This window comes from Rhodococcus sp. BP22, from assembly GCF_014281965.1.
Taxonomy (GTDB): domain Bacteria; phylum Actinomycetota; class Actinomycetes; order Mycobacteriales; family Mycobacteriaceae; genus Rhodococcoides.
Genome location: NZ_JACFTB010000001.1, coordinates 804,773 through 817,127 on the forward strand (window position 1 = coordinate 804,773; position 12,355 = coordinate 817,127).

Annotated in this window: 14 protein-coding genes; 9 read left to right on the forward strand and 5 right to left on the reverse strand. The window is 63.2% G+C overall.

The features are described 5' to 3' along the window. The first annotated feature begins 8 nt into the window (after positions 1 to 8). Entirely contained in the window at positions 9 to 1,601 is a 1,593-nt protein-coding gene (locus H2510_RS03740) for a phospho-sugar mutase (protein WP_186627167.1), read from the forward strand. Here the strand turns inward: H2510_RS03740 and H2510_RS03745 are convergent. Together H2510_RS03745 and upp are read right to left on the reverse strand one after the other, a co-directional pair. After that, the gene (locus H2510_RS03745; RefSeq protein WP_315901205.1) at positions 1,598 to 2,404 is read right to left on the reverse strand and encodes a DUF2797 domain-containing protein; all 807 of its coding nucleotides are present in this window, start codon (positions 2,402 to 2,404) and stop codon (positions 1,598 to 1,600) included. The genes H2510_RS03740 and H2510_RS03745 overlap by 4 nt on opposite strands. 92 nt (positions 2,405 to 2,496) lie before the next feature. Then, a complete protein-coding gene (gene upp / locus H2510_RS03750) occupies positions 2,497 to 3,120 on the reverse strand; it encodes a uracil phosphoribosyltransferase (RefSeq protein WP_186626953.1) in 624 nt (207 codons plus the stop codon). A 97-nt stretch (positions 3,121 to 3,217) separates the two neighbouring features. Between upp and H2510_RS03755 the strand changes: the two genes are divergently transcribed. The 5 genes from H2510_RS03755 (at position 3,218) to H2510_RS03775 (ending at position 6,592) form a co-directional block, all read left to right on the forward strand. Further along, positions 3,218 to 3,517 (forward strand): type VII secretion target, encoded by a 300-nt coding sequence (locus tag H2510_RS03755; RefSeq protein WP_186626954.1) that lies wholly within the window; start codon positions 3,218 to 3,220, stop codon positions 3,515 to 3,517. Beyond that, the gene (locus tag H2510_RS03760) at positions 3,514 to 4,692 is read left to right on the forward strand and encodes a C40 family peptidase (protein WP_186626955.1); all 1,179 of its coding nucleotides are present in this window, start codon (positions 3,514 to 3,516) and stop codon (positions 4,690 to 4,692) included. The genes H2510_RS03755 and H2510_RS03760 overlap by 4 nt, the downstream gene beginning before the upstream one ends. Positions 4,693 to 4,811: 119 nt before the next feature. Next, positions 4,812 to 5,012: a hypothetical protein gene (locus H2510_RS20690; RefSeq protein ID WP_261392680.1), complete on the forward strand. Its 201-nt coding sequence runs from the start codon at positions 4,812 to 4,814 to the stop codon at positions 5,010 to 5,012. Next, a complete protein-coding gene (locus H2510_RS03770; RefSeq protein WP_261392681.1) occupies positions 5,009 to 5,314 on the forward strand; it encodes a YbaB/EbfC family nucleoid-associated protein in 306 nt (101 codons plus the stop codon). Before H2510_RS20690 ends, H2510_RS03770 begins: the two co-directional genes overlap by 4 nt. A 15-nt stretch (positions 5,315 to 5,329) precedes the next feature. Beyond that, complete coding sequence (locus H2510_RS03775) at positions 5,330 to 6,592, forward strand: primosomal protein (RefSeq protein ID WP_186626957.1); 1,263 nt, start codon at positions 5,330 to 5,332, stop codon at positions 6,590 to 6,592. Between the two features lie 7 nt (positions 6,593 to 6,599). Here H2510_RS03775 and H2510_RS03780 read toward each other — a convergent pair whose 3' ends face one another. From H2510_RS03780 to H2510_RS03790, 3 genes are all read right to left on the reverse strand, one after another. Continuing rightward, positions 6,600 to 7,682: an adenosine deaminase gene (locus H2510_RS03780; protein ID WP_397517318.1), complete on the reverse strand. Its 1,083-nt coding sequence runs from the start codon at positions 7,680 to 7,682 to the stop codon at positions 6,600 to 6,602. Between the two features lie 87 nt (positions 7,683 to 7,769). Then, entirely contained in the window at positions 7,770 to 9,053 is a 1,284-nt protein-coding gene (locus tag H2510_RS03785) for a thymidine phosphorylase (RefSeq protein WP_186626959.1), read from the reverse strand. Beyond that, positions 9,046 to 9,459 (reverse strand): cytidine deaminase, encoded by a 414-nt coding sequence (locus H2510_RS03790; protein WP_186627170.1) that lies wholly within the window; start codon positions 9,457 to 9,459, stop codon positions 9,046 to 9,048. The genes H2510_RS03785 and H2510_RS03790 overlap by 8 nt, the downstream gene beginning before the upstream one ends. A 262-nt stretch (positions 9,460 to 9,721) precedes the next feature. Here H2510_RS03790 and sdhC point away from each other — a divergent pair, with 262 nt between their 5' ends. The 3 genes from sdhC to sdhA are packed head-to-tail and all read left to right on the forward strand — an operon-like array spanning position 9,722 to position 12,355. Beyond that, positions 9,722 to 10,132: a succinate dehydrogenase, cytochrome b556 subunit gene (sdhC, locus tag H2510_RS03795; RefSeq protein WP_088944620.1), complete on the forward strand. Its 411-nt coding sequence runs from the start codon at positions 9,722 to 9,724 to the stop codon at positions 10,130 to 10,132. Further along, on the forward strand, positions 10,132 to 10,587 hold the full coding sequence (locus tag H2510_RS03800) for a succinate dehydrogenase hydrophobic membrane anchor subunit (protein ID WP_084349041.1): 456 nt from the start codon (positions 10,132 to 10,134) through the stop codon (positions 10,585 to 10,587). The genes sdhC and H2510_RS03800 overlap by 1 nt, the downstream gene beginning before the upstream one ends. Before the next feature lie 16 nt (positions 10,588 to 10,603). Next, positions 10,604 to 12,355, forward strand: a complete 1,752-nt coding sequence (gene sdhA, locus H2510_RS03805) for a succinate dehydrogenase flavoprotein subunit (RefSeq protein WP_136169504.1) — start codon at positions 10,604 to 10,606, stop codon at positions 12,353 to 12,355.

Consider the following 12,355-nt stretch of genomic DNA (forward strand, 5'->3'; position numbering starts at 1 on the left):
CGGCCGAATTGGCGCAGCAGGTCGCGGAATGGATCGCAGGTGATCCCGACCCGTCGACGCGTGCGGAATTGGCTTCACTGCCGGAAGACGAACTACGCGAGAGGTTTCGCGCTCCGTTGAGCTTCGGCACGGCGGGTCTGCGCGGCGAGGTTCGAGCCGGTCCAAATGGGATGAATATCGCCGTCGTGGTGCGCACCTCGATGGGGATTGCCGCGTGGCTGCAGAAGCAGGGCCTGGGCGGATCGACTGTCGTCGTGGGTCGTGATGCACGGCACGGATCGGACGCCTTTGCCACTGCAGCCGCGGAAACCTTTGCTGCACAGGATTTTTCTGTAGTTCTACTACCTCGACCACTCCCTACGCCGGTACTAGCATTCGCGGTCCGCTCGCTCGATGCCGACCTCGGCGTCCAGATCACCGCCTCGCACAACCCTGCTGCCGACAACGGTTACAAGGTCTACCTCCGCGGTGGTGCACAAATCATCCCGCCGGTCGACAAGGAAATCGAGGCCGAGATCGCCGCCGTCGGTCCCGCGGTGGACGTGCCTCGCACCTTCGTCTCACCGGGTGGATCGAGCGTCACCGCACAGTATCTGGACCGACTTCCCGCGCTGGTCCGTTCACAGAAGCGGAACATTCGGATTGCTCTGACGCCCCTGCACGGCGTCGGGGGCGACGTCGCGCTCACTGCACTACGCGGCCTCGGATTCCGAGACGTCCATATTGTGGCCGATCAATTCGAGCCCGATCCCGAGTTTCCGACCGTCGCCTTTCCCAACCCGGAAGAGCCCGGTGCAGCGGAAAAACTGTTGGCCCTTGCCGCCGAGGTGAAGGCAGATCTCGCGATTGCACTCGATCCCGACGCAGATCGATGCGCGATAGGCGTGCCGGGGCCGTCGGGGTGGCGAATGCTCAGCGGAGACGAAACCGGAGCGCTGCTGGCCAACCACATACTCCACACCGCGCCACCGAACTCGCTGGTTGCGAACACCATCGTCTCCTCTCGACTCCTCTCCGTCCTCGCCCCTGCTCGTGGCGCGCGCTACGCGCGTACGTTGACCGGATTCAAGTGGCTTGTTCGCGCCGGCCAAGGTCTGGTCTACGCCTACGAGGAAGCAATCGGCCACTGCGTCGACCCGTCGTTCGTCAACGACAAGGACGGGATCTCGGCAGCTGTCGTCCTCGCGGACCTCGTCGCGCTGCTCGCTGCCGAGAACCGCACACTGGGCGATGTCCTCGACGACCTCGCGCTCGAATTCGGTGTTCACGCCGGAGCGCAGGTCTCCACCCGAGTGGATGATCTCGCCGACATCGCGACCATGATGGAACGGCTCCGCGCGAAGCCACCTACCGAACTGGCGGGCACCTCCATCACGGTCACCGACCTACTCGCCGACGTCGGCCCCCTGCGGACCGACGCCGTCGAATTGGCAGGAGATGGCATCCGCGTCATCGTGCGTCCGTCGGGAACCGAACCGAAGGTCAAGGCGTACCTCGAGGTCGTTCTCCCGGTCCGCGACCGCGCAGACTTGCCGGCCGTGCGCGCCGAAGCCGACGCTGCACTCGCCAAGCTGCGAAAATTCGCGACCAGCCTGTTCTAGAACAGTGCGGACTGAACCGCAGGCAACGTGGATTCGTAATCACCGAACCGAACCCGCCGGCCCTTCAACTCGTGCAGGTCCACCACGTAGGAAGCGCCGTCGACGTCCACCACCGCAGCTTGTCCGATGCATGCGTGCACCGTGAAGCCGTGCGAGCCGATCGTGAGGTCGCTCGGATAACAGACGCGGTTGCCTGTGGCGAGCTCACGGAATCCGGCTACCTGCCATGTTTCGTCCACCGTGCGATAGGTGTCCTCACCGATCGGCGGCGCAAGGGAGTCCCGCACTCGATCGGCCAGAGCTGCTGTCGCAGCGTCGAGACGGGCGGTGTCGACGGGCAGTGCGAGCGCGGCAGCTTTGACCGAGGATCGCACGGACTGCCGCACCTGTAGTTGCTCGGTCACCCGATCTTCGAGTACCCGAACTACCTTTCCGTCGGCTGCCCACGCGACATAGCGCGCGCATATGGCCCCTTGCTCGGCAAGCCTGCCCCATTTGCGGGTGTCGGCCGCGGTGCCGACCTTGTGCACCCCGTTCGCAAAGGTCGCGATGTACAGCCAATGTGGTTGCATCACATGTGCTTCGAGCTCACGGGATACGAAGCCTCCGCGATGAATCGTGTGGACGAAGCGAAACGAGTCCTTCGACTCGCACTCTTCGCACTGCGAACCTGTCTCGACCGGCAACTGCTCGGGGCACGGAACGTACTCCGAGGGCGCCCCTTTTCGGAATGCGATCCGTCCCGTGCACCACCGCTGCGGCCCGAGCGCCTCGAACCCGACACGACCGCCGCGCAGTTCCACGTAATCGACCTCACGCGAGAGAACATCTACGACGCGTAATCGCGGGTCGCCTTCACTGGCCGGCCAGGTGACGCCGAGGACGAGTGACGTGCTCAGCGTGGGCCGAACTGACGGTCGCCCGCATCACCGAGACCCGGGACGATGAAGGCCTCGTCGTTGAGTCGCTCGTCGATACTGGCGGTGACGAGCCGGACCGGTAGGCCCGAGTTCGCGAGTGCCGCGACCCCCTCGGGGGCGACCACCACGCAAATTGCAGTGACATCTGCCGCGCCTCGCTCCACCAACAACTCGATGGTGCGCACCATCGACCCACCGGTGGCGAGCATCGGATCGAGAACGTAGACCGGGGTGCTCGACAGATCCTCGGGCAGCGATTCCATGTACGGCACCGGCTCATGGGTCTTCTCGTCGCGCGCCATTCCGACGAAGCCGACGCGGGACTGAGGAATCAAGCCGCTCGCCTTCTCGACCATGCCGAGCCCGGCACGCAGGACCGGAACCAGCAGCGGCGGCTGCGACAGACGGGTGCCCTGTGTGAGAGCGACCGGCGTCTTCACCTCGAACGTGGTGATCGCGGCGTCCCTGGTGGCCTCGTACACCAACATGTGGGTGAGCTGGCGCAGCGCCGACCGAAAAGTTGCGTTGTCGCTGCGCTCGTCGCGCATCGTCGTCAGTAGGGCAGCAGCCAAGGGATGTTCGACGACATGTGTATCCATGAGAAGAAGGATAAGTGCGGGAACCGATCGGGCCTCACTTGCGTCAAAACCTGTGTAGATCCATTTCGTACGCAGAACAGTCCCGAGGGGAACACCGATGGCAGAAGTATCGGCAACAGCGGCTGGAATACTCGCGTATTCCGCGACGGCCGGGACGATGTCCGCGCAAGTGACGAGCGCCGCCGCAGCGGCCACAGCCTGCGGTCCTGCCGTACTGACGCCGGTGTTCGGGGCGATCGGCACCGAGTTCCTCGCCGCATTCACCGGCACTCACTCCGCCCACACCGCTGCGTTGGCACGTCTGGCCGAAGTACTGGGCAGCATCGGTAGCGCGGCCGCTGGTTCCGCTGCCGGCTATCAGACAACCGACGCAGCGGCAGCCGGGCGCCTACTGTGATCGACGTTCTGACCCGCCCGATCATCGACCTCCTCGGCGCCTTCGGATCGGGTGAGATTCCCACCGGTGGGCCCGCCGACGTCATTCGCTCTTCCTCTTCCGCATTGGATGCGGTCGAGCGGATCGGGGTGAACGCTGTGGCCGAGCTGGCAGGTTCATGGAGCGGGCCCGCAGCAGTAGCAGCAATCGAGCTGGCCGAGGCCGCCCACACGAGCGCCATCGCACTTGCCGATCACGGAAACGAGATCGCTGCGGTCGTGGATCGAGCGTGTGAGAAGGTCCAGGCCGGAATCGTCGAACTGAACGGCATACTTCAGTCGTTCGTGTCCATTGCCGTCGCGGCAGCCCCAGTCCTCTTCACCCCTGCCGGTCAGTCGATGGTCATCGCAGCAGCCATCGAGCACTTGGAACGCGCGCTTGCCGTCGTGGCGCGGGTTCGAGCCGAGCTTGCAGTGCACGCGGCCGAGGTCGGGCGTTATCTCGCGCCGCCCTCGGTACCTGCCCCTGCAGGCACCGAAGCTTCGACACAACCTGCGGCAGCGCCACCGGCCGGGCCTGCACCGACAGCACCCGCGAGCTCGGATCCTGCAGGCCAGTTCGCGCGCAACTTCGCTCAATCGGTGTCCGCTCCCCCGTCGTCGATGACCCCGGACAGCGCCTCGAACCTGCTTTCCTCACCCAACGCAACGACGTCACCCACCGCAACGATGCCGAATCAGGGGCCGGCGATGTACAGCGGCGCAACACCACGAGAGCCCCGTGACGTCGGTGCGAAAGGCACGGGCGTCGAGGTCGCGCTTCCTGACGGAAGCGTCGTGACGGCTCCGAACGAACAGGCAGCAGGCGCGGTCCGAAACGCACTGAGCCAACAAGGCACGCCGTACGTGTGGGGCGGCACCGAACCGGGCCGCGGCCTCGACTGCAGCGGCCTCACTCAGTGGGCCTACGCGGAGCAGGGGGTCGAGCTCCCCCGCCTGGCGCAGGAGCAAGATATCGGCACCCCGGTCAACCAGGACGAGGTCATGCCCGGAGATCTTGCAATCTGGGACGGCCACGTCGCCATGGTGATCGGTAACGGACAATTCGTCGAAGCTGGAGATCCCGTGCAGGTCAGCGATATCCGAACGACCAACAGCGGTATGGGCTTCAAAGGTTTCTACAGGCCGACCGAATGATCGAGATCTCGGCTACTGCTGCCACGCGCTCGGACTCGGTTCGCGTCCGAGCCACCGAAAGTGGGACCCCGACGGAAATCCATGTCGATCAAAGCGAATTACACTACAGTGGAGGAGAATTGGCCCGAACAATCCTGCACTTGTGCGCGCGTGCCACCGAACTCGCGCAAGCCGAGCGCCGCACCCTTCTCGAAAACGACGGTATGGACGCCCATATTCTCGATCGCCTCGGGCTGCCACGGGCCTCGACGGTAGCCGCTGAAGAAAATCGGCGACTGGACGTAGAACCTGCACCGACGAGCTGGCTGAGGTCGGTATGACCGACAACGCCGTCGAAGCACTTGTGTCCCGAGCCGACCTCGCCCTGGACACCATGCACCTCGCCTCGGAGGGGCTCGCATACCTGCGTATCACCAGGCATTCGGCAGATGGGCTGGTCGGTGTGACGGTCGACAGCACCGGGGCGATGGTGGGTCTGGAATTGGCCGAAAATCTCTCTCGGCAGTCCGCACGAAAACTCACCGGCTCCATCACCGAAGTCGCCGCCGCGGCTGCTCGCGACGCACTCGACCAGCGTCGGCGGATCCTCGAACGGATGCGAAGTTCACTATCGGCGACCTGAGATAGGCTTCCGGCCATGGCTGGCGACATCATCCCGATCGAACTCTTTCTCACCCGCGGCAACTTCGTCACCCTCTGGGCTCCGGAGTGGCACGAAGGAGACGACGAGTGGGAAGCATTCCTCGGACGCGACGAGGACCTCTACGGATTCGAGGCCGTCGCGCACCTCGCGGCGTTCATCAGAAACGACAGCGACAACGACCTCGTCGACCACCCCTCGTGGACCGTGGTCTCGGCTCTCGCAGCCAATGAACTCGAACCCGATGATCTTCACCGTTTCGACCTCGTCGGTGTTCCCGAACTGGTCGCCGAGGATCCCGACTCCGATGTCCTCAGCGAGCTCGCGGCAACGTTCGAAATGGTCCAGACCCTCGGTGATGTCTGTGAACTGAACACGGTCACCGCATTTTTCGCCGGCAACCCACATCTGGGATCAGTGGGAATGGGCGCGGAGGCATACCTGGGCAAGGACGGTCAGGACCTCTGGGATCGGATCGGCACCTCGATCGCGAAGAGTTGGGGTGCGGTGATCGACGCCATCGACTCGGTCGTGACGACACCCGATGTCGACAGCGCGGCCGTCGACGTGGCCGAAGCGGAACTGCTCGCGGCCGCGGAGAACATCGTCGACGTCGACGATGTATCGAACGACGAAGAATCCGATGATGACGACGACGATGAGACCGACGAGGACGAAACTCCGGATCCCATCGCCGACGCAGCCGCGGAAGAGAGCTTCTGGACCACTGTCGGCATCGACCCGATCCGGATCATCACCTCGGACGAAACGCTGTACACCTTGCGCTGCTACATCGACGACGATCCGATCTTCCTCGGCCGCGCCGGCACCATCACCGTCTTCGGATCCGAACGCGCGCTCGCTCGCTACCTCGCCGACGACCATGACCACGAACTGGCGAAGGTGAGTACGTACGCCGAAGTACAGACCGCCGCGGTGGACGGATCGCTCCGTATCGAGGTGACCGACGAGAACGTCTACGTCCTTCCCGGACTGGCGGACGATCTGGCCGACGGGCCCACGGCCGTCGACGCGGATCAGCTCGACCTTGCAGTGGAGTTGTTCACCGACGCAGCCGACTTCGCGGAGGACGATTCCGTCGAAACGGCGCTGGCGAGTTCCACCCCACTGGGCTGGTTCGTGTCCTACACGCTCGAGCCCGACCCGAACAGGCTCGCGCCCAGTGCCCCGTTCCATGTCGAGTCGGAGGCGTGGCGTGAACTCGAGCGCGAGTTCGAGGGGCGCCTGCGCAAGGAGTGAGGTTTCGCTAGCCGATCAATACTGCGTAGCCGGGCTTGACGATGTCGTCGATGATCTCGAGACGCTCGTCGAACGGGATGAAGGCCGACTTCATGGCATTGATGGTGAAGCGCTCGAGATCGGTCCATCCGTAGCCGAATGTACTGACCAGCTTGTGCATTTCACGGCTCATCGAGGTGTCGCTCATGAGCCGATTGTCGGTGTTCACCGTGACACGGAACCGGAGTCTGGCAAGCAGGTCGAACGGATGCTTCTGCAAGCTCTCCACGGCTCCGGTCTGCACGTTCGAACTCGGACACAATTCGAGGGGCATACGCGTGTCCCGAACGTAGGCGGCGAGTAGTCCCAGTGATGCCGTGCCGTCGGGCGCGACGGTGATGTCGTCGGTTATCCGGACACCGTGACCGAGCCGATCCGTACCGCAGAATGCGACAGCTTCTTGAATGGACGGCAGACCGAAGGCCTCGCCGGCGTGAATTGTGAAGTGTGCGTTGGCTGCTCGCATGTATTCGAACGCGGCGAGGTGCCGACTCGGAGGGAACCCGGCTTCGGCACCGGCGATGTCGAAGCCGACAACGCCGCGGTCACGGAACCGCACAGCCAGCTCGGCGATCTCCCGCGAGCGTGCCGCATGTCGCATGGCGGTGAGCAGGCAACCCACCCGAATTCGCTTGCCTTTCACTTGCGCTGCGGATTCTCCGGCCCGAAAGCCTGCCAGTACATGTTCGACGACCTCGTCCAGCGAGAGTCCCCGCTCGAGATGCTGTTCGGGTGCGAATCGAACCTCGGCGTAGACGACCGAGTCGTCGGCCAGATCCTCGGCGCACTCCTGGGCTACCCGCGAAAGACCCTCGGGCGTCTGCATCACCGCAACGGTGTGGGCAAAAGTCTCGAGATACCGCTCGAGCGAACCGCTGTCGGCTGCATTGCGGAACCACTCCCCCAGCGCCGCTCCATCGGTCGCTGGAAGACCGTCGTATCCGCACTGATCGGCGAGCTCGAGAACCGTCTGCGGGCGCAATCCACCATCGAGATGATCGTGCAGCAGCGCTTTCGGAGCAGTCTTGATCGAATTGGAGTCGAGCGGCATCGCGCCGCCTGAAAATGTCGACGAAATCTCGGCGGTGCTCATACCGTGAACGGTAACCCGCCGAGACCGAGCTGTCCTGGGCTCGACCTACCGTCCGACGCGATCGAGCACGATCGGCGATATGCCGGGCGCGGAGTCACCGATGCTCCAGGCCGCACTGATCGCCTCGGTTGCATAGTCGAACTTCTCCGGTGTGTCGGTATAGAGCGTGGCGAGCTGCTGGCCGGCGACAACTCGATCCCCCGGCTTGGCATGCAGGCGTACCCCCGCACCGGCCTGAACGGGCTCACCCTGGCGCTCCCGTCCGGCACCCAACCTCCAAGCCGCTACACCCACCGCCATGGCGTCGAGCCCGGTGATGAAACCGTCCTGCTCGGCCGTGACGGTCCGAGATTCCTTCGCCACTGGAAGCGGCGCATCCGGATCGCCACCCTGGGCGGCCACCATCGCTCGCCACCGATCCATCGCGGAGCCATCGGCAAGCTTGTCCGCGGGGTCGATTCCCTCGATACCGGCCACGGTCAGCATGGTTCGGGCCAGTGTGATCGTCAGCTCGACGATGTCCGCGGGGCCGCCGCCGCTCAGCACCTCGAGCGATTCCTCGACTTCGAGAGCGTTGCCCGCAGTCATCCCCAGCGGGGCATCCATAGCGGTGAGAAGTGCGACCGTGCGCACCCCGGCATCGGAGCCGAGAGCAACCATGGCCGTGGCGAGTTCACGAGCATCGTCGATGTTCTTCATGAAGGCGCCTGCCCCGACCTTGACGTCGAGCACAAGTCCGCTGGTTCCCTCGGCGATCTTCTTGCTCATGATCGAGCTGGCGATCAGGGGAATGGATTCGACGGTTCCGGTGACGTCGCGAAGTGCATAGAGTCTCTTGTCCGCGGGCGCCAGGTCTGCGCCCGCTGCGCACACCACCGCGCCCACAGCCGAATCGGACAGAATCGAGTGGATTTCCTCTGCGCTCAGGTCGGCGCGCCACCCGGCGATGGACTCGAGCTTGTCGAGTGTGCCACCGGTATGTCCGAGTCCCCGACCGGACAGCTGCGGCACCGCCGCTCCGCACGCGGCGACGAGCGGAGCCAACGGCAGGGTGATCTTGTCGCCGACGCCTCCGGTCGAGTGCTTGTCGACGGTCGGTCGAGCGATATCGGAGAAGTCCATCCTGCTGCCCGAGTCGATCATCGCGGCCGTCCAGTCGCTCAGTTCTCTCCGGTCGAGACCGCGCCACACAATCGCCATCGCGAGTGCGGACATCTGCTCGTCGGCGACGGTGCCGCGAGTGAAACCGTCGATGATCCAGTCGATCTGCCGCTTGGTCAGTATGTGTCCGTCGCGCTTGGCGGCGATGATCGATACGGCGTCAGACATGCTCGCTCTCCCGTCCCGCTGCGAGATCATCGGGGCCGAACGCGGAGGGCAGTAGATCGCCCAGCGACACAGGGCCCGCGTCGGTGTCGACGATCAACTGCGCGCCACCGAACTCGAACAGAAGTTGCCTACATCGGCCGCACGGCATCAGCTTTGCTCCGCGACTGTCACAGCAGGTGAAGGCGATCAGACGTCCGCCGCCAGTGGAATGCAAGTTCGAGACCAATCCGCACTCTGCGCACAGGCCCAAACCATATGAGACATTTTCCACATTGCATCCCGTCACGATTCGGTCATCGTCTACGAGCGCGGCCGCACCCACAGGGTAGTTCGAATAGGGTGCATAGGCTTGCCTCATTACCCGATGAGCGCTGTCTCGCAACGTTTTCCAGTCGATTTCCGGCATACCTGCAATCAAATCACGAACACTCGTCGCGCGCAGCCTCGCTACTGAACCGATCACGTAAAATTGGGAAGGCATACCTAACAAAGATTTTCGGGTCGGTACGAACCTCGAGTCGAATTAGTTCCGCGTTTCCATGGGGATTACAGTTCGAAGAAGGAGGCTCTTCTTTAACCGTTGAGCCGGAGTAAGACAAATCGAGCCGGTCACAGTCCGGGGCCCAGGCTCGATGCGTCCATCAATGACGTTGGAGGCATTGCACTCGATGAGTAGCACGACGGAAGCCGCTCCGGCCAAGGAGCGAAAGCGGTCGCTGTACCGCGGTGATCCGGGAATGTGGTCCTGGGTCCTACACCGAATCACGGGCGTGTTGACGTTCTTCTTCCTGTTCGTCCACGTCTTGGACACGGCAATGGTTCGTGTCAACCCCGAAACGTACGACGCGATCATCGATACCTACAAGACCCCACTCGTGGGCTTGATGGAGCTCGGTCTCGTCGCTGCGGTGCTCTATCACGCACTCAACGGTATTCGCGTCATGCTGGTGGACTTCTGGTCCAAGGGACCGAAGTACCAGAAGCTGATGTTGTGGGTCATCGCCGCGGTATGGATCGTGGTCATGGTTCCGGGGGCAGGAAGAATCTTCTACAACATGTTCACAGCGAGCGGGCACTGATGGCAATGACACACGGACCCGAGGCCAAGTCCCTCGGCAAGATCTACGACCGTCCAGCAAGTCTGGACAACCCACGTTCCCCGCGCCGTAAGTCGAGGAGCAACTTCGAGCTCTACGCGTGGCTGTTCATGCGCTTCTCAGGGCTGGCGCTCGTCGTCCTCGTCCTGGGCCACATGTTCATCATGCTGATGCTCGACGAGGGTGTGCACCGCATCAACTTCGCATTCGTAGCGGGCCGCTGGTCGAGCCCGTTCTGGCAGTTCTGGGACCTCTCCATGCTCTGGCTTGCTCAGTTGCATGGCGGCAACGGTCTGCGGACGATCATCGCGGACTATTCACGCAAGGATTCGACGCGATTCTGGCTGACGACACTGCTCGTGCTGTCCATGATTCTCATCATGGGACTGGGTACGTACGTCATCTTCACCTTCGATCCGAACATTTCGGCGAGCTAAGGGAACTGAAGCATTCATGCAGGAATATCGTTATGACGTGCTCATCGTCGGCGCCGGTGGCGCAGGCATGCGAGCGGCCATCGAGGCCGGGCCCCGCGCCCGCACCGCAGTTCTGACCAAGCTCTACCCCACTCGTTCGCATACCGGCGCAGCTCAGGGCGGAATGTGCGCAGCGCTGGCCAATGTCGAGGAAGACAACTGGGAGTGGCACACGTTCGACACCGTCAAGGGTGGCGACTATCTCGCCGACCAGGACGCTGTGGAGATCATGGCCAAGGAAGCGATCGACGCCGTTCTCGACCTCGAGAAGATGGGCCTGCCGTTCAACCGCACGCCCGAGGGCAAGATCGACCAGCGTCGCTTCGGTGGCCACACCCGTGACCACGGCAAGGCGCCTGTTCGTCGCGCGTGTTACGCCGCCGACCGCACCGGACACATGATCCTGCAGACGCTCTACCAGAACTGCGTCAAGCACGACGTCGAGTTCTTCAACGAGTTCTACGCACTCGATCTGTGCCTCACCGAGACCGAAGACGGCCCGGTAGCCACCGGCATCATCGCGTACGAACTGTCGACCGGTGAGCTGCACATCTTCCACGCCAAGTCAATCATCTTCGCAACCGGCGGCTCGGGACGTATGTACAAGACGACGTCCAACGCCCACACCCTCACCGGTGACGGCATGGGCATCGTCTTCCGTAAGGGCCTCCCGCTCGAAGACATGGAGTTCCATCAGTTCCATCCGACAGGCCTTGCCGGTCTCGGGATCCTGATCTCCGAAGCTGTTCGCGGTGAGGGAGGCATCCTTCGAAACGAATCCGGTGAGCGCTTCATGGAGCGCTATGCCCCGACCATCAAGGATCTCGCACCCCGCGACATCGTTGCGCGGTCGATGGTTCTCGAAGTTCTCGAAGGGCGTGGCGGCGGTCCCAACAAGGACTACGTCTACATCGACGTCACGCACATCCCAGAAGAAGTTCTGGACGAGAAGCTCCCCGACATCATGGAGTTCTCCCGCACCTATCTCGGTGTGGATCCGGTCAAGGAGCCCGTGCCGGTCTACCCGACGTGCCACTACGTCATGGGCGGTATCCCCACCAAGATCAACGGTGAGGTGCTGCGCAACAACGACGACATCGTGCACGGCCTGTACGCGGCCGGCGAGTGTGCATGTGTTTCGGTACACGGCGCCAACCGTCTCGGCACCAACTCACTCCTGGACATCAACGTCTTCGGTCGTCGCGCCGGAATCGCCGCAGCTCTGCACGCCAACTCGGTCGACTTCACGCCTCTGCCCGAAGAGCCGGCGAAGATGGTCCAAGAATGGCTCGCACTCGTATTGTCCGATCACGGCCACGAGCGTGCGGCCGACATCCGGACCGAATTGCAGCAGTCGATGGACAACAACGCCTCGGTGTTCCGTACCGAGGAGCGACTCGAGACCGCACTGAAGGATGTTCGCGCCCTCAAGGAGCGTTACAACCACATCACGGTGCAGGACAAGGGAGCTCGGTACAACAGCGACCTCCTCGAGGCTGTCGAACTCGGCTTCCTGCTCGAAATGGCGGAGGTCACCGTCGTCGGTGCACTCAACCGCAAGGAATCACGCGGCGGACACGCTCGTGAGGACTACCCTGACCGCAACGACGCGGAATACATGAAGCACACCATGGCCTACAAGCAAGGCGAGGGTCTGCTGACCGACATCCGTCTGGACTACAAGCCGGTAGTGCAGACCCGCTACGAGCCGATGGAGCGGAAGTACTGA